Here is a 22,580-nt window from a genome sequence, read left to right as displayed (position 1 = left end):
CGGTACATATTATGGCGGATCTCTTTTCCACCGCACCGCGCCAGCCGCTGGCCGAAGCCTTGCGGCCTGCTACCCTTAACGAAGTCATCGGCCAGACGCATCTGTTGGGCGTCGGCAAGCCGCTGCGCCTGGCGTTCGAGGCGGGCAAGGCCCATTCGATGATCTTGTGGGGACCGCCCGGCGTGGGCAAGACGACCCTGGCGCGCCTGATGGCGAACGCGTTTGACAGCGAATTCATCGCTCTGTCGGCTGTGTTTGCCGGCGTGAAAGATATTCGCGCGGCCATGGACCAGGCCCGCCACAGCCTGGACCAGTTCGGCAAGCACACTTTATTGTTCGTCGACGAGATCCACAGGTTTAATAAATCGCAGCAGGATGCCTTGCTGCCTTTCGTGGAGTCGGGCCTCGTGACCTTCATCGGCGCCACCACCGAAAACCCCAGCTTCGAAGTGAACTCGGCGCTGCTGTCGCGCGCGCAAGTGTATGTGTTGAAGTCGCTCAACGAAGACGAGATGAAGCAGTTGCTGGCCAAGGCGCAAAGCACGGCGCTGACGCACCTGAGCTTCGACGAAGCGGCCGCCGACACCCTTATCGGCTATGCGGATGGCGATGCGCGCCGCTTTTTGAACTTGCTGGAACAGGCCGAGACGGCGGCCAGCTCGACGGGTACGACGACCATCGACGCGGCCTTCGTCGACAATGCGCTGACCCTCAATTCGCGCCGCTTCGACAAGGGCGGCGACAATTTCTATGATCAGATTTCTGCCCTGCACAAGTCCGTGCGCGGTTCGAACCCGGATGCGGCCCTGTACTGGTTTTGCCGCATGATCGACGGCGGCGCCGACCCGCGCTATTTGTCGCGGCGCATCGTGCGCATGGCCTGGGAAGACATCGGCCTGGCTGACCCCCGCGCCTTGACCATGGTCAATGATGCGGCGGAAACGTACGAGCGCCTCGGTTCGCCCGAAGGCGAGCTGGCCCTGGGCCAGGCCGTGATTTACCTCGCGATCGCCGCGAAAAGCAATGCCGGCTACAACGCGTTCAATACGGCCATGGCCTTCGTCAAGAAAGACAAGTCGAAGGAAGTGCCAGTGCACTTGCGCAATGCGCCGACGAAGCTGATGAAGGAACTCGGTTACGGCCACGCCTACCGCTATGCGCACGACGAGCCCGATGCCTACGCGGCCGGCGAAACGTATTTTCCGGACGGCATGGCTGAACCGGGCTGGTACCAGCCCGTGCCGCGCGGGCTGGAAAGCAAGATTGCCGACAAGCTGGCCTGGCTGCGCGAGCTTGACAGGAAAGCAGGAAAACCGGCCGGCAAGGGCTGAATTACAGTCCCAGCAAGGTAAAGCCGTCATCCTGCGGCGCGTAGCCGACCAGCCGGCGCGTCGCGTCGATGGATAGCCGTTTATAACGGTTGTCCGACACCCCATGCACGACGTGGTAGCCGGGCGCCACGTCCGCCGCGATGCAGCGGGCCAGCAGCTGCACCACGTCGCGCTCGCTGATGAAGGCGGCGATGTCGCGCGCGCTGTGATGCTGGCCTTTTTCAAACTGCGCCACGTTGGCGATGCGCACGGCGATCGCCGTCATGCCATGCTGGTGCGCGAAGGCCGACGCCACGCCTTCACCGAAGGCCTTGCTGGCGCCATACATGTTCGCCGGGCGCGCCGGCATGTTCTCATGCACTTGCATATCGAGCGGATAGCCCTCGACGGTTTGCGCGCTGCTGGCGAATACCACTCTTTTCACTCCCTGTGCCTGTGCCGCGCGGAAGATGTTGTGCGTGCCGATGATGTTCGGCTGCAGCAATTGCGCATCGAAATCGGCGCTGGCGTGCGGCACGCCGGCCAGGTGCAGCACCACGTCGGTATCCATGCAGGCGGCCAGGCAGGCGGCATGGTCGCTGACATCTAGCTGCATGGACGGGCAGGGCGCTTCGGCCAGCTTGCCTGTGTGCAGGTCGGCCAGGCGCAGGGAGAATTCCCCGTGCCGGCGCTTCCAGAAAACGGTGCCGATGATGCCGGCGGCGCCCGTGACGAGGACGCGCAAAGGTTGTTGAATCATGTATTCCTTGTATTGAGTGTGTGAGGCAATGCCAGGCTCAGCCAGCGCAGCAGGGCGGGGCGCGGGGCGGCCGTCTCATGCACGCGGATGCGTCCGCTGCCCACGGCTTCGACCAGCACCAGGCCGTCATTCGGGATCGTGTAGCGTTCACCGCTGCGCAGCACGCAATCCTCGAACTGGGCGTAGGCCGTGATCCAGGCCGTGCCGGACAGGCATTCGATGACCCTGGCGCGCGCTTTTTCCAGGCGCAAGGGGCGTTCGCTGCGTAATTCGTGGTCGGTTTGCATGGCATCGCTCCTGTTGTGCGGACAGGAACAGCTTAGGCGCTGGGCTTGAACCATGACAGATGCAGGAAACCGAAATTGTCATGCATACAGTGTGCTTCGTCGTACACTGTGCTTGTCAAAAAAACGGGCAACTGTATCTGTGCGTGCCGCGCGCGCCAGCCGCATACTGAAGGGATGAACATGAATGCGCCTTTGAATCTGTACGAGCACCTGGCCAACGAGCTGGGCGCCCTGATCGACGCGCGCGTGTTCGCGCCCGGCGACCGCCTGCCGTCGATCCGCCACCTGGCGCAGCAAAAGCGCATTTCCGTCAGCACGGTGATGCAAGCCTTGCGCCTGATGGAAGACCGGGGGCAGGTCGATGCGCGGCCCCAGTCCGGCTATTTCGTGCGCCACCGGGCGCCGCGCCGGCCCTGCAGCGCGGACGCGCAGCATCTGAAGGAGCCGGCCTTTGTCGGCATCAACAACCTGTTGATGCGCGTGCTGAAGGAAAACGAGGCGCCCGATATCGTGCAGCTGGGCACGGCCTGGCCGCCCGACGAGATATTGCCCATCAAGCGCATGCAGCGCACCATCAGTGCGGTGGCGCGGCGCGAGCCGGCGTTATTGAGCAAGGTCAGCTGCTACGACGTCAGCGAAGGCAATTTTTTGCGTCAGGTCACGCGCCGGGCGCTGGACTGGGGCAAGCTGGACCCGCGCGAGATCGTCGTGACGAATTCCTGCACGGAAGCGATCAGCCTGTGCCTGCGCGCCGTGGCCAAGCCGGGCGACACCATCGCCATCGAGTCGGCCACGTATTTCGTGCTGCTGCAGATGATAGAAAGCCTGGGCATGAAGGCGCTGGAAATCCCCACCGACCCGAAGACGGGGCCGTCGCTCGACGCGCTGGAACTGGCCCTGCGCGCCGGCCTCGTGCAGGCTTGCCTGTTCGTGCCGAACGCGAATAATCCCCTGGGCTGCGTCATGCCGGAAGCGAACAAGCAGCGCTTGGCGGGCTTGCTGTCGGAATTTAATATTCCGCTGGTGGAAGACGATGTCTATGGCGACCTGTGCTTTGCGCCGCAGCGCCCGTGGCCTGTGAAGGCTTACGACACGAGCGGCAATGTGCTGCTGTGTTCCTCGTTTTCCAAGGCCATCACGCCCGCGTCGCGCGTGGGCTATGTGCTGGCCGGGCGTTTCGCGCAGGAAGTGGCCTTGCTGAAAACCGTGTCGAGCGGCGCCACCAGCCATTTTTTCCAGGCCGTACTGGCCGATTTTTTGGAGGGCAGCAGCTACGACCAGCAGCTGCGCAAGATGCGGCGCACGCTGGTGCAGCGCATCGCGCGCATGTCCGATGCCGTGGCGGCCAGCTTTCCGGTCGACTGCATGCTGTCCGAGCCGCACGGCGGTTTCGTGCTGTGGGTGCAGATGCCGCCGCAAGTCGATGCGCTGGCCCTGCATGGCCAGGCCATTGCGGACGGCGTGGCGTATATGCCGGGCCAGCTGTTCTCGGCCTCGGGCAAGTTCGGCAATTATCTGCGCCTCAATTGCGGCAATCCGTGGACGCCGCGCATCGAGCAGGCGATCGGCCGGCTGGGCCGCCTGGTGCATGAGGCCTTGTAACTATTTTTTGCGTTTCAGTCCCCGTTTTTCACCGTTCGCTCCCTGTTTTTCGCCGCTGGTCGCAAGCCGGTGGCCTTGTTTGCCGCCGTTGGCTAAAGTAACACCATACCAGCAGCAGTCAACGACGCAAATTAACCAGGAGTCACATCATGAGCGTACTGAAAAACATGGAAATCGCCTTTATCGCCGCCGCCGTCCTGGCCATCGGCAGCAGCTTCGCCACCGCCGGCGCCAACACGGTGGAGGTGAGCGCCACGTCGACCCTGATCGCGCAGGCCGCCGACAGCACGATGCCCGTCGTCACCGTCAGCGCCCGCCGCCTGACCGCCGCCGAAAAAGCCGCTTTCATTTAAGTATCCGCCGTAAAGCGGGCGCGAGTGCCCGGCCATGCCGCCATGACGATGGCAGAGCGAGTGCAAAACTCATAAAGAACTGAACGGGTCTTGGTACAATGAGTGCTTTCGATACATCGGCACCGCCATCCACCCATGATAGATATCCAACTTCTCCGTAAAGACATCACCAACGTCGCAGAACGCCTGGCGACGCGCAAATTCCAGCTCGACGTGGCAGGTTTTACCGCCCTCGAAGCCGAACGCAAGGCGATCCAGACGCGCACCGAAGAGCTGCAGGGCAAGCGCAACGCGCTGTCCAAGCAAATCGGCATGTTGAAAGGCAAGGGGGAAGACACCTCGGCCGTGATGGCGCAAGTGGCCGGCCTGGGCGATGAACTGAAAGCCGATGAAGCGGCCTTGACCGTGGTGCAAGCCAAGCTGAGCGATTTCATCATGGCCGTGCCGAACCTGCCGCACGAATCGGCACCGGTAGGCACGGACGAGTCGGGCAACGTGGAAGTGCGCAAGGTCGGCACGCCGCGCACGTTCGATTTTGAAGTCAAGGATCACGTCGACGTGGGCGCCCCGCTGGGCCTCGACTTCGAAGTGGCCACCAAGTTGACCGGTTCGCGCTTCTCCGTGATGAAGGGCGGCATCGCCCGTCTGCACCGCGCACTGGCGCAATTCATGCTCAACACGCACGTGGACGAGCACGGCTACACGGAATGCTATACGCCGTACATGGTCAACGCCGATTCGCTGCGCGGCACGGGCCAGCTGCCGAAATTCGAAGCCGATCTGTTCTCGGTGAAAAAAGGCGGCGTGGAAGGCGAGGGCGAGACCTTCTACCTGATCCCCACGTCGGAAGTGTCGCTGACCAACATCGCGCGCGATGAAATCCTGGCGCTCGATCAATTGCCCCTGAAAATGACGGCCCACACGCCATGCTTCCGTTCGGAAGCGGGCAGCTATGGCCGCGACACGCGCGGCATGATCCGCCAGCACCAGTTCGACAAGGTGGAAATGGTGCAAGTGGTGCACCCGGACACCTCGTACCAGGTGCTGGAAGAAATGGTCGGCCACGCGGAAACGATCTTGCAACGCCTGGGCCTGCCGTACCGCGTGATGTCGCTGTGCACGGGCGACATGGGCTTTACGGCCAGCAAGACCTTCGACCTGGAAGTATGGCTGCCGGCGCAGAACACCTACCGCGAAATCTCGTCCCTGTCGAACACGGAAGCCTTCCAGGCACGCCGCATGCAGGCACGTTTCCGCAACGCCGCCGGCAAGCCGGAACTGGCCCACACCCTGAACGGCTCCGGCCTGGCAGTGGGCCGCACCCTGGTCGCTGTGCTGGAAAACTACCAGCAAGCCGACGGCAGCGTCGAAATCCCGCCAGTGCTGCGCCCGTACATGGGCGGCCTGACGCATCTGAAGGCGTAAAAAAGACCAGGCAGCTTGCTGCAATGGAAGGCTTAAAATAGTCCTTCCATTTTTTCAAGCGGCTGCTATAATCTTGCCTTCTCGCAGCAATGCGGGAAAAGACCGCAGCAAATGGAGAGGTGGCAGAGTGGTCGAATGTACTTGACTCGAAATCAAGCGTACGTTAAATCGTACCGTGGGTTCGAATCCCACCCTCTCCGCCAGAACAAATAGAGAAAGCTCCCGCAAGGGAGCTTTTTTTATTTGTGGCGGCGAAGAGGAGTACGCCCCCTGCGGGGCGTACGCGTGGGATTCGAAGCCCCGCGCATATTTGCGCGGGGCTCTCCGAATCGTCCAATTGGTTTTCACGCGTGCGCCAAGGTGGCGTCTACAAAGGCGAGCCGCGCCTTGCGCCGGGCTCTCCGAATCGTCAAATTGTTTTTCGGGTTGGCGTCCAGCATTGGGTTGCAAATCACCAATAAACCCCTACCCAACCCAACAACACCCATGCTAAAATAGCGCCTCGTTCAAACAGGCATGCCCGTTTGAGCGAATAGACCGCAGTAAACGGAGAGGTGGCAGAGTGGTCGAATGTACTTGACTCGAAATCAAGCGTACGTTAAATCGTACCGTGGGTTCGAATCCCACCCTCTCCGCCAGAATACATAAGAGAAGCTCCCCCCAAGGGAGCTTTTTTTATTTGCGCAACGCCAAAAAATCGTCAGCGTCTCAATGCAGGTAGAAAAACCGCCCAAAGCGCGCAGCGCAAGGCGTTTTTTCCTCCATTCAAGCTCTAATTGCCAGCGCCGCCACGAACGCAAGCTAGTGCACCAGCCGCGCCACCGCAAACGCCACGCCCGACATAGCAATTATCGTCCCCACGCACGACAGAATGACAGCCGACTTCGCCTCAGCCACATCGGACTTGGTCGCATAATTGGAACGCACCACCGCCATGTCCAGTTTCAAGCCGCTGACATCCGTCTTTAGAACGGCAACATCCGCTTTTACGTCAGCCATATCTTTTGCCAATGTGGTGACTTGCTCGTCCATGACCAAATCCTCCATGCTTTTCATTTCATGCTCCTCGCTTTTTTCACCGCTGTCAAACAGTGGCCCGAGAGTATCGTCGATAGCCTTGCTATTCCTCGCCAAGTGTTGTGCCAGCGCTGTTGCGCGCTGCAGGTCGGCCATTCTCTCGCCAGCTTGGGTCCAAAGTTTGACGCTACTCCTCACCCTGGATTCCACCTTGACCCCGCTCAGCCTATGTTAATCTACCCCCTCCCATCCCGACCCCACCCATAAAAGCAATGAGCCGATTCTGGAGCAACATCGTCAGCGAGCTGACCCCCTACGTCCCCGGCGAGCAGCCGAAACTGCCCGACCTGGTGAAACTCAACACCAACGAAAACCCCTACGGCCCGTCGCCGCAGGTGCTGGCCGCGCTGCGCGAAGCGGCCAACGACAGCCTGCGCCTCTACCCGGATCCCACCGCCAGCGAACTGAAGCAAACCCTGGCCGCCTACCACGGCCTCAACAGCGCGCAAGTGTTCGTCGGCAACGGTTCCGATGAAGTGCTGGCGCTGGCCTTCATGGCCTTGCTCAAGCACGATGCGCCCCTGCTGTTCCCGGACATCAGCTACAGCTTCTATCCCGTGTATTGCAAGCTGTACGGCATCGATTACCGCACGGTCGCGCTCGACGATGCCATGCGCATCCGCCCCGAAGACTATCAAGGGCCGTGCGGCGCCATCATCTTCCCGAATCCCAACGCGCCCACGGGCGTGGACTTGCCGCTGGCCGACGTGGAAACCTTGCTGCGCGAGCATCCCGACGCCGTGGTCGTGGTCGATGAAGCGTATGTGGATTTCGGCGGCGAGAGCGCCGTGGCCCTGGTCGACCGGTATCCGAACTTGCTGGTGGTGCAGACGTTCTCGAAGTCGCGTTCGCTGGCCGGCTTGCGCGTCGGCTGCGCCTTCGGCCATGCGGATTTGATCGAGGCGCTGGAGCGCGTGAAGAACAGTTTCAACTCGTATCCGCTGGACCGGCTGGCCTTGGCCGGCGCGGTAGCGTCGCTGCACGACGAAGCGTATTTCCAGCAGACGCGCCAGGCCGTCATCGCCAGCCGCGAACAGCTGGCGGCGGACCTGGCGGCGCTGGGCTTCGAGGTGCTGCCGTCGGTGGCCAACTTTGTCTTTGCCCGCCACCCGCAGCATGATGCGGCGCAACTGGCGTCAGGCTTGCGCGCCAAGTCGGTGATCGTGCGCCATTTCAATGCACCGCGCATCAGCCAGTATTTGCGCATCAGCATCGGCAATCCGGCAGAATGTGCCGCCTTGATGGCGGCATTGCGCGAAATATTGTCGTGATGGTAAGCCTGATACGGCTGGCGGCAGCCCTACCAGGCGCCAATTTGTTTACTGCTGGCTGGCCCGGCGGCGGCGCGACATGAAGCCGAGCAAGCCCAGGCCGCCCAACAGCATGCCATAAGTGGCTGGCTCCGGTACGGCCGACACGGACAGGTTATTGATGGTGGGCCAGATACCGATCTGTCCGGCGGTGCTGACGGCCAGGTTCGAGAAGGCGCCCGACGACACGAAGCCGATAAACGAGGCTTGCGTCGGCAAGGCCAGCTCGTAGGTGAGCAGTTCGCCCAGCTTATTGCGCGCTGTCAATGTGATGCTCTGGCCGTTAGCATATGCGCCGGAAAAGTTCGATCCGAAGAAGAATCCCCCCACACCGCGTACGTCACTGGAAAAGTTGGAGAACACCACGCTGTCATTGCGGTTGTTCGTGCTCAGCCAGTTGTCGCTACCTGTGCCCGCGCCGTACAGGATGGGCGAGGAGCCAATGCTGCTCACCGTGTAGCCGTAGCTGCCGGCATTACGGTACAGCGGGCCGTCGAGTGCATCGATGGGCAAATCATCAAAGGTATCGACGCCCGTATTGCCGACCGCTGCCAGATAGGCGGACTGGCTCGTAAAGATCGTGATGTCTGCGTGTGCGGCGCTGGCGGCGAGCAGCAGGGTGGCGGCGCTGATGATTTTCAGGCGGGAAAATGCAGTTTGCAAGATCGACTCCTTAACAGGGGTTGGGAAAAGGATGTGGCAAGACTTTACTTATTTGCAATGCCAATTCAATATAATATTAACTAGAAAAAAATGCAATAAAAAGTTCTTTATGATAATTTCCTTTTTATTTAGTTGAAATGCGGATGTTTCCCAATCGCCACTCCTTGTGCGCCAAACGTCGCTTGGGGCCTCGCCTTGCTGCCGCCATGGGCCATTTGTGCAACAATAATCGGATTCACACATCGACAGGACGGACAATATGGCAAAAGTGGCATTCATCGGTTTGGGCGTCATGGGTTTCCCCATGGCAGGTCACCTGGCGGCGGGCGGGCACGACGTCACCGTGTACAACCGCAATCCGGCCCGCGCGGCCGCCTGGCTGGAGCAGCACAAGGGCAGCAGCGCCGCCACGCCGGCCGCCGCCGCAGCGGGTGCCGAGTTCGTCTTCACCTGCATCGGCAACGATAACGATCTGTATCAAGTGATCCTGGAAGAGGGCGGCTTGCTGTCCGCCATGGCGCCGGGCAGCATCCTGATCGACCATACGACGGCGTCCGCCGAAGCGGCGCGCACCATCCACGCGGCGGCGAAGGAGAAGGGCGTGTTCTTCCTCGACGCGCCCGTGTCCGGCGGCCAGGCCGGAGCGGAAAACGGCAAGCTGACCGTGATGGTGGGCGGCGACGCGGAAGCGTATGCACGGGCCGAGCCCGTCATCGCCCTGTTCTCGCGCGCCGTCACCTATATGGGCGCGTCCGGTTCCGGCCAGCTCACAAAAATGGTCAACCAGATCTGCATCGCGGGCCTGGTGCAAGCCTTGAGCGAAGGCATTGCCTTTGCGGAAAACGCGGGCCTCGATGCGGCCCTGGTGGTGGACGTGATTTCCAAGGGCGCGGCGCAGTCATGGCAGCTGGAAAACCGGGGCAAGACCATGATCGAGCGCAAGTTCGACTTCGGTTTCGCCGTCGACCTGATGCGCAAGGATCTGGGTATCTGCCTCGCCGAAGCCAAGCGCAACGGCAGCGACTTGCCCGTGACGACCTTGACGGACCAGTTCTATGGCGAAGTGCAGCAGGCGGGCGGCAACCGCTACGACACCTCCAGCCTGATTACCCGCCTGAACAAAAAGTAACTTTTTAACTCTTCAGTAAAGAGCGGCGCGTCCCTGCCCAGGGCCGCGCCGCTTGTCGTTTATGGTGCCGGCATTATTAAAATGTCGGTTTCCGGAACATCAGGTTTCGATTTTCATGGAAAAGCATGGACTTCGCTAGCTCATCGTGTATTATTAAAAAACGAGATGAAATGTCCCAATTTTTAAAACATTATGAGCGGACCAGCATGAAAACTAACTCCTCAGCGATAACACGCGTTGTCGACAAGAACATTCCCTATGTGTCTTCCGCCATCGCCATCTGGCGGCCCCGGGCCGTGCTGCGCAGCTGGCCCGGCGTGGCCATCGCGCTGGTGATCGCCCTGTCGGCCACCTTTATTTCCAGCAATTACGGCGGGCCCCAGCTGCTGTATGCGCTGTTCTTCGGCCTGGCCTTCCACTTCCTCGCGTCCGATCCCACCTGCAAGCCCGGCATCGAGTTTTGCAGCAAGGTGCTGCTGCGCACGGGCGTGGCCCTGCTGGGCGCGCGCATCACCTTCAACCAGATCGCCTCGGTCGGCGTGACGCCGTTATTGATCGTCGTGGGCGGCCTGATCGCCACCCTGGGCTTCGGCTACCTGCTGGCCAAATGGCTGAAACGTCCGATCACGGAAGGTATTTTGTCGGGCGGCTCCGTGGCCATCTGCGGCGCGTCGGCCGCGCTGGCCATCTCGGCCGTGCTGCCGCAAACCAAGGAAAACGAAAAGTTCACCCTGCTGACGGTGGTGGGCGTGACCTCGCTGTCGACCCTGGCGATGATCGTCTACCCGCTGCTGGTCAAGCTGCTGGGCTTTGACCCGACCGAGGCGGGCGTGTTCATCGGCGGCACCATCCATGACGTGGCGCAAGTGGTGGGCGCCGGCTATCTGGTGAGCAACCATACGGGCGACGTCGCCACCTTCGTGAAATTGACGCGCGTCGCCTGCCTCGTGCCCGTCGTGCTGGGCCTGTCGATCATGTTCAAGCGTAAGGATGGCAAGAGCGAAGTCGATGCGCCGCCGCTGGTGCCGTTCTTCCTGATCGGCTTTGTCTGGCTCGTCATTACCAACAGCCTGGGCCTGATTCCGCAGGAAGTGAATGGCTGGATCAACAATGCCTCGCGCGCCTGCCTCGTCATTGCGATTGCCGCGCTGGGCGTGAAAACCTCGTTCCAGTCGCTGGCCTCGCTGGGCTGGCGTCCCGTGATCATGCTGGTGATGGAGACCGTGTGGATCGCCGCCTTCGTCGCCATCGCCGTCCTGCTGACGCGTTAAGCGCATCGGGCCCGCCATGAAAGTCCTCGTTCTCGGCGCCGGCGTGGTCGGCACGGCATCGGCCTGGTACTTGCGCCAGGCGGGCCACGACGTGCGCGTGCTCGAGCGCCAGGCGGGCGCCGCGCAGGAAACCAGTTTCGGCAACGGCGGGCAGATTTCCGTCTCGCACGCGGAACCGTGGGCCAATCCCGCCACCCTGCGCAAGGTCGTGACCTGGCTGGGCAAGGACGACGCGCCGCTGCTGTTCCGTCCCCGCCTGGACCCGCTGCAATGGCAGTGGGCGCTGAATTATCTGCGCGAATGTTTGCCGTCCAGGGTGTCACGCAATATGCGCCAGATCGTCGCCCTTGCCGAGTACAGCCGGCAGAGTTTGCAGGCATTACGGCGCGAGACGGGCATCGCCTACGACCACCTGGAGCGGGGCATCTTGCATTTCTATACGGACCAGCAGGAGTTTGATAAATCGCAAGCGGGCGCCGCGCTCCTGCGCGAACTGGGCTGTCCGCGCAATACCGTCAGCGCCGACGAAGTGATCCGCATCGAGCCAGCCCTGGCCCATGCCCGCCAGCAGATCGTCGGCGGCGACTTCACGGCCAGCGACGAGTCGGGCGACGTGCATCTGTTTACCACGGCTCTGGCTGCCCGCGCGGCGGCGGCCGGCGTGGATTTTCAGTACAGCACGACGGTGACGCGGCTGCTGGAAGATGGTGCGAATGGCGCACGCATCACGGGCGTGGAATGCATCGATGCGCAGGGGCGTCATCGCCTCGAGCATACGGATGCCGTCGTGGTGGCCATGGGCAGTTTTTCCGCACCGCTGCTGCAGCCGCTGGGCATCCGCCTGATGCTGTATCCGGGCAAGGGTTATTCCGCCACGTATCCGATCATCGATCCCGTCAGCGCACCCAGCGTATCGCTGACGGACGACGGCCATAAGCTCGTGTTTTCGCGCCTGGGATCGCGCCTGCGCGTGGCGGGCACGTGCGAGCTGAACGGCTACACGCGGGAACTCAATCCCGTGCGCTGCGCCGCCATCACGCGCCGCGTGCAGGCGCTGTTTCCCGGCGCCTGCGATTACGGCGACCCCGTCTACTGGGCCGGCTTGCGCCCCCTGACACCGTCGAACGTGCCCTACATCGGCGCCACGCGCTACCGCCAGCTGTTCCTCAACACGGGCCACGGCACCCTGGGCTGGACCATGGGCTGCGGCGCGGGCAGGGCGATCGCCGACCTCGTGTCGGGACGGCGGCCGGAAGTCGATTTTGCGTTTTGCGGGCAACGCTTGGCACCGCAGTCTGCGGCAGAGGAGTTCCGGGGTCAGACCCGCCGGGTCTGACCCCAGCTTTAACTTAGGAGATCACGATGAGAGACGACGCCACCCCCAGCCACCCCCCCGTCGGCCTGACCCTGGCCGGCACCACCTACCAGTCGCGCCTGCTGGTGGGCACCGGCAAGTACAAGGATTTCGAGGAGACGCGCCTCGCCATCGAGGAAAGCGGCGCCGAGATCGTCACCGTCACCATCCGCAGGGTGAATATCGGCCAGGAAAAGGGCGAGCCGAACCTGCTCGACTTTATTCCGCCGTCGAAATACACGATCCTGCCCAACACGGGCGGCTGCTACAACGCGCGCGACGCCGTCTATACCTTGCAGCTGGCGCGCGAGCTGCTGGGCGGCCACCAGTTGTGCAAGCTGGAAGTGCTGGGCGACGAAAAGACCCTGTTCCCGAACATGCCGGAAACGTTAAAGGCGGCGGAGCAGCTGGTGCGCGACGGCTTCCAGGTGATGGTGTATTGCAGCGACGACCCCATCCAGGCGCGCATGCTGGAAGACCTCGGCTGCATCGCCGTCATGCCGCTGGCGTCATTGATCGGCTCGGGCATGGGCATTCTCAATCCATGGAATCTGTCCCTGATCATCGAGCAAGCCCGTGTGCCCGTGCTGGTGGACGCGGGCGTGGGTACGGCGTCGGACGCGGCCATCGCCATGGAACTCGGTTGCGACGGCATCTTGATGAATACCGCCATCGCGGCGGCGCGCGAACCGATCCGCATGGCGCGCGCCATGAAACTGGCAGTGCAGGGCGGACGCGAGGCCTATCTGGCCGGACGCATGCCCCGGAGAGCGGGCGCCATGAGCGCTTCGCCCTCGTCGCCGATGGCCGGGCTGATCGCCTGAGTGGCCGCATTTACCGCATTTACCGCAGTTTGCAGCACCGTTGTTGATTCTGTTTGAAGCACCCATAAAAACCACAATACCTGGAGATGACATGAAACACACACTCGTAGCGGCAGCCATCCTGGCCTCCTTCTTCGCCGGCAACGCCAGCGCCCAATCGTCCGTCACCGTGTACGGCTTGCTCGACGCGGGCTTCACGTCCGAGCACGGCGGCGCGGACGGTTCCGTCACCAAGCTGGCCACCGGCGTGCAGTCGGGCAGCCGCATCGGCTTCAAGGGCACGGAAGACCTGGGCAACAACTTGAAAGCCAATTTCCTGCTGGAAAATGGCCTCGACGTGGACACGGGCGCCAACCGCCAGGGCGCCTTGTTCGGGCGCAAGGCCTACGTGGGCCTGTCGGGCGGCTTCGGCACCGTGAACCTGGGCTTGCAGCACAACCCGCTGTTCACGGCGCTGGACAATATCGACCCCTTCGAGACGGGCCTGACGGGCGCCTCGATCAACCTGATGAGCGTGGCCAGCCTGCGCACGAAAAATTCCATCATGTACGAGACGCCCAAGGTCAAGGGCCTGTCGGCATCGATCATGTACGGTCTGGGAGAGAAGCCGGACAGCAATACGCTGGGCCGCACCATCGACTTTTCCATCGACTACGCCAACGGCCCGCTCGTGCTGACCCTGGCGCACGACAACCGCAAGGACACGCCGCTGAACACGGCGAAAGTGACCTTGCTGGGCGGCACTTACGACTTCGGCCCCGCCAAGCTGCACGCCGCCTATGAAACGGACAAGGACGATGCGGGCACGGATTTCCGCAACTACATGCTGGGCGCGTCGGCTCCCGTGGGCGCGGCGGGCAGCGTGATGGCCTCGTACATCCGCAAGGATGACCGCACGAATGCGCGCCGCGGCGGGCGCCAGCTGGCCATCGGCTACACGTATGCCTTGTCGAAACGCACGAACCTGTACACCTCGTACGGGCGCATCAGCAACGATGGCGCGGGCACCAACTTTGTCGGCGATGCATCGAGCGGCGGCAGCGTGCCCTTGCCTGGGCATAACTCGAGCGCCTTCACGGCCGGCATGCGCCTGAAGTTCTAAACGCGGCAGTGCAGGTAGCGATGGCGGCTTGTCTGTTGCGGATAAGCCGCCATTGTTGTTTCAGGAGTGGGGCAAAGTCGCAGATTCCGGATTCAGGAATGAAACAGTCCGATTTTTCATGAATTTTCATTGACAGCGCATTTCGCAACCGTTAAATTGAACACGTATTTCAAATATCGGAACAAAATATACCGATTTTTCATAAAACCGTAAGGAGACTGAGCCATGACCGATTTGTCCGACCAAAAAGCCGCCGCAGCCGCGATACCTGTGGGCCCGCAAAAGATGACGCCTTCCGAAGCGTTCGTGGAAACCCTGGCCGCCAATGGCGTGACCGACATGTTCGGCATCATGGGCTCGGCCTTCATGGACCCGATGGACATTTTCGCCCCCGCCGGCATCCGCCTGATCCCCGTCGTGCACGAGCAGGGCGCCGGCCACATGGCTGACGGCTATGCCCGCGTCTCGGGCCGCCATGGCGTCGTCATCGGCCAGAACGGCCCCGGCATCAGCAATTGCGTCACGGCGATTGCCGCCGCCTACTGGGCGCATACGCCCGTCGTGATCATTACCCCGGAGACGGGCACGATGAGCATGGGCCTGGGCGGCTTCCAGGAAGCGAACCAGTTGCCGATGTTCGAGGAATTCACGAAATACCAGGGTCATGTGACCAATCCGGCCCGCATGGCCGAGTTCACGGGCCGTTGCTTCGACCGCGCCATGTCGGAAATGGGGCCGACGCAATTGAATATTCCGCGCGATTATTTCTATGGCGAAATCAAGGCCGAGATCCCGAAACCGAACCGCCTGGACCGCGGCGCCGGCGGCGAGCAAAGCCTCAACGATGCGGCGGAGCTCTTGGCCAAGGCCAAGTTCCCCGTGATCATCTCGGGCGGCGGCGTCGTCATGGGCGAAGCGATCGAGGAGTGCAAGGCCCTGGCCGAGCGCCTCGGCGCACCCGTCGTCAACAGCTACCTGCACAACGACTCCTTCCCCGCCAGCCACCCGCTGTGGTGCGGCCCGCTCGGCTACCAGGGTTCCAAGGCGGCGATGAAACTGATCGCCAAGGCCGACGTCGTCGTCGCTTTGGGTTCGCGCCTGGGACCGTTCGGCACCTTGCCGCAGCACGGCATGGATTACTGGCCGAAGAACGCCAAGATCATCCAGATCGATGCCGACAACAAGATGCTGGGCCTGGTCAAAAAGATTTCGGTGGGCATCTGCGGCGATGCCAAGGCGGCCGCCAAAGCCATCCTGTCCCGCCTCGATGGCAAGAGCCTCGACTGCGACGCCACGCGCGACGCGCGCTATGCCACCGTGCAAGCGGAAAAGGCGGCGTGGGAAGAGGAATTGACGAACTGGACCCATGAAAAGGATGCGTACAGCCTGGACATGATCGAAGAGCAGAAGAAAGAGCCGGGCAATTATCTGCACCCGCGCCAGGTCTTGCGCGAGCTGGAAAAAGCCATGCCGGAAGACGTGATGGTATCGACCGACATCGGCAACATCAACTCGGTGGCCAATAGTTACTTGCGCTTCGAAAAGCCGCGCAGCTTCTTTGCGGCGATGAGCTTTGGCAACTGCGGTTATGCCTTCCCGACCATCATCGGCGCGAAAGTGGCCGCGCCGCACCGTCCGGCCGTGTCGTATGCGGGCGACGGCGCCTGGGGCATGAGCCTGATGGAAACGATGACCTGCGTGCGCCACAACATTCCCGTGACGGCCGTGGTGTTCCACAACCGCCAGTGGGGCGCGGAAAAGAAGAACCAGGTCGATTTCTACAACCGCCGTTTCGTTGCCGGCGAGCTCGACAACCAGAGTTTTGCCGAGATTGCGCGGGCCATGGGCGCCGAAGGCATCACGGTCGACAAGCTGGAAGACGTGGGTCCGGCCCTGAAGAAGGCGATCGACATGCAGATGAATGAAGGCAAGACCACCATCATCGAAATCATGTGCACGCGCGAGCTGGGCGACCCGTTCCGCCGCGATGCGCTGAGTAAACCAATTCGTCATCTGGATAAGTATAAAGACTACGTTTGATTTGCTGCTGGAGTGTTGGATTACGCCCGTTGGGCTAATCCAACCTACCCAACCTGCCCAACCTACGCGACTGTGTAGGTCGGATTAGCCGGGCAAAGCCCGGCGTAATCCGACACCACCCGGGCAGTAGCCAGGCCCGGCTTCATCCGACGCCACCCTGACCGATCCTTGTATGACCCCGGCTTGCCGGGTTTTATGTGCCGGAACCATCTTTATGCTTCCATGGTTCCGGCACTTTTTTTACCGAATTGGAGTCGCCATGAAAGCCCTGCACCGCATCATCGAGCAAGCCCGCGCCGTGCCGAAAAACATCGTGTTGTGCGAGGGCGGCGATGCGCGCGTGCTGCAGGCGGCCGCGCGGGCTGCCGCCGAAGGGCTGGCGCACATTACCCTCGTCGGCCAGCCGGCCGCCATCCTCGCCCTGGCGCACGAGCACGGGCTTGACCTCGATAGCGTGCGCCTGGTCGACCCGGCCACGTCCGACGAGTCGGAACACTATGCCCAGCAATTGTTCGTGCTGCGCCAGGCCAAGGGCATGACGGTGGAGCAGGCGCGCATCGCCGTGCAAGACCCGCTGTGCTACGCCAACCTGATGGTGCGCCTGGGCGACGCCGACGGCTGCGTGGCGGGGGCCGTGCACACGACGGCCGACGTGGTGCGCAGCGCCATCCAGATCATCGGCGTCGATCCCGCCTTCAAGCTCGTGTCGAGCTTTTTCCTGATGATGTTGTGCGAACCGTTCCACAGCCTGAAGGGCGGATTCATCTTTTCCGACTGCGCCCTCGTCGTCGATCCGAAAGCCGAGGAATTGGCCGACATCGCCATGGCCGCCGCCGACAGCGCGCAAGCCTTGCTGATGGAAGAACCGCGGGTCGCCATGCTGTCGTTTTCCACCAGCGGCAGCGCCCACCATGCGGCCGTCGACAAGGTGCATGCGGCCACGGACCGGGTCAAGGCCCAGCGTCCGCTGCTGGCCATCGATGGCGACGTGCAACTCGACGCGGCCATCGTGGCCGAAATTTCCCAGAGGAAAGTCAAGGATTCCGTCGTCAACGGCCGCGCCAACGTGCTGGTGTTCCCGAACCTGGACGCGGGCAATATCGGCTACAAGCTGGCCGAACGCATGGGCGGCGCCGTCGCCATCGGCCCCTTGCTGCAAGGCTTGAACAAGCCGGCCAACGATTTGTCGCGCGGCTGCAGCGCCGACGACGTCTACAACGTGATTGCGGTCACGGCCGTGCAGGCCCAGGGTGGGAGCTGAGTTGTTCAGCTTGCCCGTGCTGGCGCTGTTGGGCGTGGTGGCGGCCGGCACGTATTTCCAGACCGTGACGGGCTTTGGCCTGGGCATGATCGTCATGGGCGTGGCCAGCGGCCTCGGCCTGGCGCCCGTGCCCGCGCTGGCGGCCCTCGTCAGTTTATTGTCGCTTGCCAATTGCCTCGTGGCCTTGCCGGGCGCCTTGCACCACCTGGACTGGCGCGCCATCCGCGCTGCCAGCATCGGCTTGCTGCCGGCCATGGCGGCCGGCGTCTTGCTGTTGGGATATCTGGACCAGGCATATGCGCCCGTGCTGAAACTGTTGCTGGGCGCGGCCATCGTGTATGGCGGCGTCAGCATCCTGCTGCAGGCGCCGCCGGGACCGGGCGCGGCGGACAAGCGCAGCTTTTTCATCAGCGGCGTGTGCGGCGGCCTGTTCTCGGGCCTGTTTTCGCTGGCCGGCCCGCCGCTCGTGTACCAGTTTTACCGCCAGGAAATGAGTTTGACCACCATCCGCTACAGCCTGATCTTTTTGTTTGCCATCAGTGCGGGCGGACGCTCGCTGATGGCGGGCAGCCAGGGCCAGCTCGATGGGAAAGTCTTGCTGCTGTGCGCGCTGGCCTTGCCCGTCGGCGTGCTGGCCACCATGGCAGGCAAGCGCTACCCGCCGCCGATCGCCCAGCGCGGCATGCGCCGCATCGCGTTCGTCGTGCTGACCGCCATCGGCCTGTCGCTGATGGCGGCGGCCGTGCCGCAATTGCTGCGCTAGGCTTTAAAGGTCAGCAAGGGTTTCAGCCGCGCCACCGATTGCAGCAAGCCCGCTTCCTCCTGCGCGGCGATGACGGGACCGATCTTCTTGTACGCCATCGGCGCTTCCTCGACGCGGCGTTCCTCACGCAGGGTCACGCACTGGAACGCCATCTCGTCGCCGCCCACCGTGGGCCGCATGGCGCGCATGGCTTGCCTGCGGATGCTGCGCCCCGCGCCATGCGAGCACGACCACAGCCAGTCGGGATTGCCCATGCCAGTTGCCACATAAGAATAGTCGCCCATGGAGCCGGGGATCAACGCCAGGTCGCCTTCGCGCGCCGGCGTGGCACCCTTGCGGTGGATGTTCATGCCATGCTCGCGCAGGATGACGTTGTGCGGCACGTCCACCACCAGGCGCGATTGATCCTGCGCAAACACTTGCGACAGGCTGTCGCGCACCAGTTCGGCCAATACCATGCGGTTGACCCAGGCGTAGCGCGAAGCCACGCCCATGGCGTCCATGTATTCGCCGGCCAGTTCGCCCGTCAAGCCGTACAGGCCCGACTGCGGGTGGCGCACGCCTTTCGGCCACGCCTCTTTGGCGCGGTCCATCCAGCGGCTGCCCACAAAAAAACCCACGTCGCGGCTGCCGCTGTGGATCATGACGACCACTTCGCCCGGCACCAGCCCGTGCCGGTACGCGGCGTGGCGGTCCATGACGGCGTCGACCAGCTGGATTTCCACGAAATGGTTGCCCGATCCCGTCGTGCCCAGGCTGGGATCGCGTATCACTTCGCGCGTGCCCACCAGCGCTGCGGGCGCATGGCGCAAGCCGCCGCCCAGTTCGCGCAGGGCGATGCAAGCGTCGAGTTCGTGCAACAGCCGCTCCTTGTCGACGCGGGGCCACAAACCATCGTCATGCAGGCTGTCGATGAACGCTGCCGGTCCCACGTCGAACAGGGCGGCAAACGCCTTCGAGCGCAGCGGCACGTTGCGGCCGTCTTCCAGCAGCACATGTTTGAGCTTGGCGAGCAGCTGCGGCTTGCGCGCTTCGAACTGGGCCAGGGTCAGGCCCGTCGTGATCAGGCGCATGCCGCAGGCGATGTCCGTGCCGGGGATGGCGGGGATCACCATGTCGGGGCTGGTGGCGACGATGCTGCCGACGGGCGCGATGCTGCCCGGATGGAAGTCGGGCGTGGCGCACGCCTTGCACACATGGCCATCCTGGCCGGGCACGGCGACGGCGGCAAATTCCATCAGCTGGCGCACGGCTTTTTCCTCGAGGGGAAAGTTATGGGGCAGCAGCACGGACGCCTGGGCGTGCGGATTGCTGAGCGTATAAATACCGTCGGCATAGGCGACGGCGATGCCTTGGCGGCGCAGGGCTTTTTGTAATCTGGATAGGGGAAACACGATTCTGCTCCGGAAATAACGAATGCATGGCCCTTTTGCAAGGGCCATGTTTGTTTTCCACGCAGCAGCGACAGGAAGTGCCGTCAGCTTAGCAAATTTTGCGGGGATTGCAAAGCGGGGGGGAGCGTACAAGGATGCGCACGATACGGATGAGCCACTTGCAAAATAATCAAACAGCCTTTATATTCGCGGTTCTTTTTCGAACCTCTTCCTTATTGGAGCCAAAAGTGCCTCGCTACTTCGCCATCACCTGCTAACGCTGACGAAATGCTCTCTGCAGCATCGTTCGGCGCGTTGACGCCCCCGATTGCTGCGGCACTGTTTTTGCTCTTTCCGCGCACGTATCCAGGACCACCGTCCTGATCGTCCACGCCCGAACACGTCGTCAGCACCCCTGACCCTGTATGGACACGCCCCGGTGAACGCGGCGTGGGACGCTATGTTTTTACAATCTTTGCCTTTATTTAAATACCCGCGCACGCCGCACCTGGAAGGCTCGCGCCTGCAGGACGGCGACGACGGCTCGGACCAGATGCCACTGAAAAAGCTGGCCGGCCAATACGTCGTCATCGAAGAAAAAATCGATGGCGCCAACTCCGCCGTGTCGTTCAGCGATGCGGGCGAGGTGCTGCTGCAGTCGCGCGGCCACTACCTGGCGGGCGGCGGCAGCGAACGCCAGTTCAACCTCTTGAAACCGTGGGCCCATGCGCACGAGCACGCCTTGCTGGGCTTGCTGGAAGATCAGTATGTGCTGTTTGGCGAGTGGTCTTACAGCAAGCATTCCGTGTTTTATGACCGGCTGCCCCATTATTTCAACGAGTTCGACGTGTATTGCCGCCGCAGCCAGATGTTTCTGTCGACGGCGCGCCGCCACGCCATGCTGGCCGGCTCGCCCGTGCTGTCGGTCCCCGTGCTGTACGCGGGCACCATGCCCGCGTCGCCGAAACAGCTGTGGCAGCTGCTGCGCCATTCGCTGGCCAAGTCCCTGCTATGGCGTGAGGCCTTTGAAAACGTGGTGGCGCGCGAACGCCTGCCGCTGGACCTGTGCTGGAAGCAGACGGACAAGTCCGACCACGCGGAAGGCCTGTACCTGAAAGTGGAAGACGACGAGCAAGTGCTGGCCCGCTACAAGCTGGTGCGCCATGACTTTACGCAAACCATCCTCGACAGCGGTTCGCACCACAGCGCGCGGCCATTGATCCCGAATCTGCTGGCCGACGGCGTCGATCTGTACGCGCCGCAGCCGCTGGTGACGTGGGAGAGCCTGGGTTTACACACCTGCAGCTCGCTCGACGAGCTGGCAGCTTACTCAAGGAGTACACAATGATGAACTGGAAAACCCTGCAGCAACTGGTGCCGCCAGCGGGCCAGTCGCCCGATTTCAGCGCCTGCCTGGCCGCTTTCCCGCAGTTGGAACTGGCGAAGACGACGCCGCAAAACCCCGTGTATCACGCGGAAGGCGACGTGTGGACGCATACGATGATGGTGGTGGAATCCCTGCTGGGCATGCTTGAATATCAGCAAGCCACGCGGGCGGAACAGGAAATCGTGTTCCTCGCCGCCTTGCTGCACGACGTGGCCAAGTGCAGCACCACGGTGATCGACCCGGTCACGGGCGCCATCGGCCAGCCCGGTCACTCGCGCAAGGGCGCCCTTGATGCGCGCATCGCCCTGTGGGACTATGACGTGCCGTTTGCCGTGCGCGAGGAAATCTGCCGTCTGATCAATGTGCACCAGGTGCCGTTCTTTGCGCTGGAGCAATCGCGGCGCGGCGTGACGCCGGAATTTACCGTGCGCGAACTGTCGTGGCAGGTCGATATCCGCCTGCTGGCCATGCTGGCCGAGGCCGATATCCGCGGCCGCATCTGTCCCGACCCGCAGCGCATCCTCGATGCCATCGAGCTGTTCCGCGAACTGGCGCGCGAGGAGGGCTGCTATGGCCAGCGCAGGGTCTTCGTCGACGACCACACGCGCGTCAAATACTTTCGCGGCGCCGAGGCGCATCCCGACTACCCGCTGTTCCAGGAGCCGGGTTCGCACGTGATCGTCATGTCGGGCTTGCCCGCGTCCGGCAAGAACACGTGGGTGGACAAGCACCATCCGCGCCTGCCCGTCGTGTCGTTTGACGATGCGCGGACGGCCTTGGGCTTAAAGCACGGCAAGAATGAGGGGCAGGTGGGCGATTATGCGGAAGAGCGGGCGCGCGAACTGCTGCGCAAGCACGAACCGTTCGTGTGGAATGCCACGCATTTGTCCAGGCTGATGCGCGAAAAGACGCTCAACCTGCTGTATAAATACCATGCGCAGGTCGAGCTCGTGTACCTGGAACAGCCGCGCAAGGAGTTACTCAGGCGCAACGGCCAGCGCGACACATCGCTCAGCAACAAGAAGCTGCAGGCGATGCTGTGGAACTGGGAAATCCCGCTGCCGATGGAGGCGCATGCCGTGCGTTACTGCGTCGATTGAGGTGCCCGCCAATGTGTCGCGCTGCGTTCGTCCCGTTTTGCGATAGTTGCATGAGCAATCAAAATGTTAATGGTTATTTTTAAAATTGCAACAAACTGAGTATATTGTGACTCTTTCATTTATTACAATGAATTGTCTGGTTAGCTGAATGGCCGGGCTGTGGCGCGAGGGACTTCCCTCGCGCTTCCT

The 22,580-nt window shown here is 62.4% G+C and carries 20 protein-coding genes and 2 tRNA genes; 17 read left to right on the top strand and 5 right to left on the bottom strand.

Features of this window, described 5'->3' with window-relative positions; translation table 11 throughout:
- Positions 1–11 precede the first annotated feature (11 nt).
- Entirely contained in the window at positions 12–1,331 is a 1,320-nt protein-coding gene (locus tag OX462_RS18970) for a replication-associated recombination protein A (RefSeq protein WP_152253233.1), read from the top strand.
- Between the two features lies 1 nt (position 1,332).
- Here the strand turns inward: OX462_RS18970 and OX462_RS18965 are convergent, their stop codons facing one another.
- Together OX462_RS18965 and OX462_RS18960 are read right to left on the bottom strand one after the other, a co-directional pair.
- A complete protein-coding gene (locus tag OX462_RS18965) occupies positions 1,333–2,070 on the bottom strand; it encodes an NAD-dependent epimerase/dehydratase family protein (protein ID WP_409026807.1) in 738 nt (245 codons plus the stop codon).
- The gene (locus tag OX462_RS18960; RefSeq protein WP_409026806.1) at positions 2,067–2,357 is read right to left on the bottom strand and encodes a DUF2917 domain-containing protein; all 291 of its coding nucleotides are present in this window, start codon (positions 2,355–2,357) and stop codon (positions 2,067–2,069) included. Before OX462_RS18960 ends, OX462_RS18965 begins: the two co-directional genes overlap by 4 nt.
- A gap of 180 nt (positions 2,358–2,537) precedes the next feature.
- On the opposite strand from OX462_RS18960, the gene OX462_RS18955 reads away from it, so the two are divergent.
- The 5 genes from OX462_RS18955 to OX462_RS18935 all read left to right on the top strand — a co-directional run bounded on the left by OX462_RS18955 (position 2,538) and on the right by OX462_RS18935 (position 6,375).
- Positions 2,538–3,959, top strand: coding sequence for an aminotransferase-like domain-containing protein (locus OX462_RS18955; RefSeq protein WP_409026805.1), 1,422 nt, complete (start codon positions 2,538–2,540; stop codon positions 3,957–3,959).
- Positions 3,960–4,108: 149 nt separating this feature from the next.
- Entirely contained in the window at positions 4,109–4,312 is a 204-nt protein-coding gene (locus tag OX462_RS18950; protein WP_409026804.1) for a hypothetical protein, read from the top strand.
- Between the two features lie 135 nt (positions 4,313–4,447).
- Complete coding sequence (gene serS / locus OX462_RS18945) at positions 4,448–5,737, top strand: serine--tRNA ligase (protein ID WP_409026803.1); 1,290 nt, start codon at positions 4,448–4,450, stop codon at positions 5,735–5,737.
- 113 nt (positions 5,738–5,850) lie between these two features.
- Positions 5,851–5,940: transfer RNA gene (locus tag OX462_RS18940), tRNA-Ser, on the top strand.
- A gap of 345 nt (positions 5,941–6,285) precedes the next feature.
- A tRNA-Ser gene (locus tag OX462_RS18935) sits at positions 6,286–6,375 on the top strand.
- Positions 6,376–6,538: 163 nt separating this feature from the next.
- Here the strand turns inward: OX462_RS18935 and OX462_RS18930 are convergent.
- On the bottom strand, positions 6,539–6,910 hold the full coding sequence (locus OX462_RS18930) for a hypothetical protein (protein WP_409026802.1): 372 nt from the start codon (positions 6,908–6,910) through the stop codon (positions 6,539–6,541).
- Positions 6,911–7,026: 116 nt separating this feature from the next.
- Between OX462_RS18930 and hisC the strand changes: the two genes are divergently transcribed.
- Entirely contained in the window at positions 7,027–8,085 is a 1,059-nt protein-coding gene (gene hisC / locus OX462_RS18925) for a histidinol-phosphate transaminase (protein ID WP_409026801.1), read from the top strand.
- A 48-nt stretch (positions 8,086–8,133) separates the two neighbouring features.
- Here hisC and OX462_RS18920 read toward each other — a convergent pair whose 3' ends face one another.
- The gene (locus OX462_RS18920) at positions 8,134–8,787 is read right to left on the bottom strand and encodes an FxDxF family PEP-CTERM protein (protein WP_409026800.1); all 654 of its coding nucleotides are present in this window, start codon (positions 8,785–8,787) and stop codon (positions 8,134–8,136) included.
- 259 nt (positions 8,788–9,046) lie between these two features.
- Between OX462_RS18920 and OX462_RS18915 the strand changes: the two genes are divergently transcribed.
- The 8 genes from OX462_RS18915 to OX462_RS18880 all read left to right on the top strand — a co-directional run bounded on the left by OX462_RS18915 (position 9,047) and on the right by OX462_RS18880 (position 18,531).
- The gene (locus OX462_RS18915; RefSeq protein WP_128139945.1) at positions 9,047–9,916 is read left to right on the top strand and encodes an NAD(P)-dependent oxidoreductase; all 870 of its coding nucleotides are present in this window, start codon (positions 9,047–9,049) and stop codon (positions 9,914–9,916) included.
- 206 nt (positions 9,917–10,122) lie between these two features.
- The gene (locus tag OX462_RS18910) at positions 10,123–11,187 is read left to right on the top strand and encodes a YeiH family protein (protein ID WP_083293691.1); all 1,065 of its coding nucleotides are present in this window, start codon (positions 10,123–10,125) and stop codon (positions 11,185–11,187) included.
- A gap of 16 nt (positions 11,188–11,203) precedes the next feature.
- Positions 11,204–12,523: a D-amino acid dehydrogenase gene (locus OX462_RS18905; RefSeq protein WP_409026799.1), complete on the top strand. Its 1,320-nt coding sequence runs from the start codon at positions 11,204–11,206 to the stop codon at positions 12,521–12,523.
- Positions 12,524–12,549: 26 nt separating this feature from the next.
- Positions 12,550–13,365, top strand: coding sequence for a thiazole synthase (locus tag OX462_RS18900; RefSeq protein ID WP_409026798.1), 816 nt, complete (start codon positions 12,550–12,552; stop codon positions 13,363–13,365).
- A gap of 91 nt (positions 13,366–13,456) precedes the next feature.
- A complete protein-coding gene (locus OX462_RS18895; RefSeq protein ID WP_070291275.1) occupies positions 13,457–14,467 on the top strand; it encodes a porin in 1,011 nt (336 codons plus the stop codon).
- A 225-nt stretch (positions 14,468–14,692) separates the two neighbouring features.
- The gene (xsc, locus tag OX462_RS18890; RefSeq protein ID WP_409026797.1) at positions 14,693–16,507 is read left to right on the top strand and encodes a sulfoacetaldehyde acetyltransferase; all 1,815 of its coding nucleotides are present in this window, start codon (positions 14,693–14,695) and stop codon (positions 16,505–16,507) included.
- A 259-nt stretch (positions 16,508–16,766) separates the two neighbouring features.
- Positions 16,767–17,768 (top strand): phosphate acetyltransferase, encoded by a 1,002-nt coding sequence (gene pta, locus OX462_RS18885; RefSeq protein WP_409026796.1) that lies wholly within the window; start codon positions 16,767–16,769, stop codon positions 17,766–17,768.
- A gap of 1 nt (position 17,769) precedes the next feature.
- A complete protein-coding gene (locus tag OX462_RS18880; RefSeq protein WP_254679601.1) occupies positions 17,770–18,531 on the top strand; it encodes a sulfite exporter TauE/SafE family protein in 762 nt (253 codons plus the stop codon).
- Here OX462_RS18880 and OX462_RS18875 read toward each other — a convergent pair.
- Positions 18,528–19,925, bottom strand: coding sequence for an RtcB family protein (locus OX462_RS18875; protein ID WP_409026795.1), 1,398 nt, complete (start codon positions 19,923–19,925; stop codon positions 18,528–18,530). The genes OX462_RS18880 and OX462_RS18875 overlap by 4 nt on opposite strands.
- A 439-nt stretch (positions 19,926–20,364) precedes the next feature.
- Between OX462_RS18875 and OX462_RS18870 the strand changes: the two genes are divergently transcribed.
- Complete coding sequence (locus tag OX462_RS18870) at positions 20,365–21,252, top strand: RNA ligase family protein (protein WP_409026794.1); 888 nt, start codon at positions 20,365–20,367, stop codon at positions 21,250–21,252.
- Complete coding sequence (locus OX462_RS18865; RefSeq protein WP_409026793.1) at positions 21,249–22,391, top strand: AAA family ATPase; 1,143 nt, start codon at positions 21,249–21,251, stop codon at positions 22,389–22,391. The genes OX462_RS18870 and OX462_RS18865 overlap by 4 nt, the downstream gene beginning before the upstream one ends.
- Positions 22,392–22,580 lie beyond the last annotated feature (189 nt).

The organism is Janthinobacterium aestuarii (assembly GCF_046113285.1).
GTDB lineage: Bacteria > Pseudomonadota > Gammaproteobacteria > Burkholderiales > Burkholderiaceae_D > Janthinobacterium.
This window is presented reverse-complemented; position numbering and strand designations above follow the sequence as displayed.

Bases quoted from the DNA above. Each gene is read 5' to 3' on its own strand.
- OX462_RS18895 (WP_070291275.1), top strand. From the start codon at position 13,457: ATGAAACACACACTCGTAGCGGCAGCCATCCTGGCCTCCTTCTTCGCC.
- OX462_RS18870 (WP_409026794.1), top strand. From the start codon at position 20,365: ATGTTTTTACAATCTTTGCCTTTATTTAAATACCCGCGCACGCCGCAC.
- OX462_RS18960 (WP_409026806.1), bottom strand. From the start codon at position 2,357: ATGCAAACCGACCACGAATTACGCAGCGAACGCCCCTTGCGCCTGGAA.
- OX462_RS18950 (WP_409026804.1), top strand. From the start codon at position 4,109: ATGAGCGTACTGAAAAACATGGAAATCGCCTTTATCGCCGCCGCCGTC.
- serS (WP_409026803.1), top strand. From the start codon at position 4,448: ATGATAGATATCCAACTTCTCCGTAAAGACATCACCAACGTCGCAGAA.
- OX462_RS18905 (WP_409026799.1), top strand. From the start codon at position 11,204: ATGAAAGTCCTCGTTCTCGGCGCCGGCGTGGTCGGCACGGCATCGGCC.
- OX462_RS18865 (WP_409026793.1), top strand. From the start codon at position 21,249: ATGATGAACTGGAAAACCCTGCAGCAACTGGTGCCGCCAGCGGGCCAG.
- xsc (WP_409026797.1), top strand. From the start codon at position 14,693: ATGACCGATTTGTCCGACCAAAAAGCCGCCGCAGCCGCGATACCTGTG.
- OX462_RS18915 (WP_128139945.1), top strand. From the start codon at position 9,047: ATGGCAAAAGTGGCATTCATCGGTTTGGGCGTCATGGGTTTCCCCATG.
- OX462_RS18970 (WP_152253233.1), top strand. From the start codon at position 12: ATGGCGGATCTCTTTTCCACCGCACCGCGCCAGCCGCTGGCCGAAGCC.
- OX462_RS18965 (WP_409026807.1), bottom strand. From the start codon at position 2,070: ATGATTCAACAACCTTTGCGCGTCCTCGTCACGGGCGCCGCCGGCATC.
- OX462_RS18910 (WP_083293691.1), top strand. From the start codon at position 10,123: ATGAAAACTAACTCCTCAGCGATAACACGCGTTGTCGACAAGAACATT.
- hisC (WP_409026801.1), top strand. From the start codon at position 7,027: ATGAGCCGATTCTGGAGCAACATCGTCAGCGAGCTGACCCCCTACGTC.
- OX462_RS18900 (WP_409026798.1), top strand. From the start codon at position 12,550: ATGAGAGACGACGCCACCCCCAGCCACCCCCCCGTCGGCCTGACCCTG.
- OX462_RS18930 (WP_409026802.1), bottom strand. From the start codon at position 6,910: ATGGCCGACCTGCAGCGCGCAACAGCGCTGGCACAACACTTGGCGAGG.
- OX462_RS18955 (WP_409026805.1), top strand. From the start codon at position 2,538: ATGAATGCGCCTTTGAATCTGTACGAGCACCTGGCCAACGAGCTGGGC.
- pta (WP_409026796.1), top strand. From the start codon at position 16,767: ATGAAAGCCCTGCACCGCATCATCGAGCAAGCCCGCGCCGTGCCGAAA.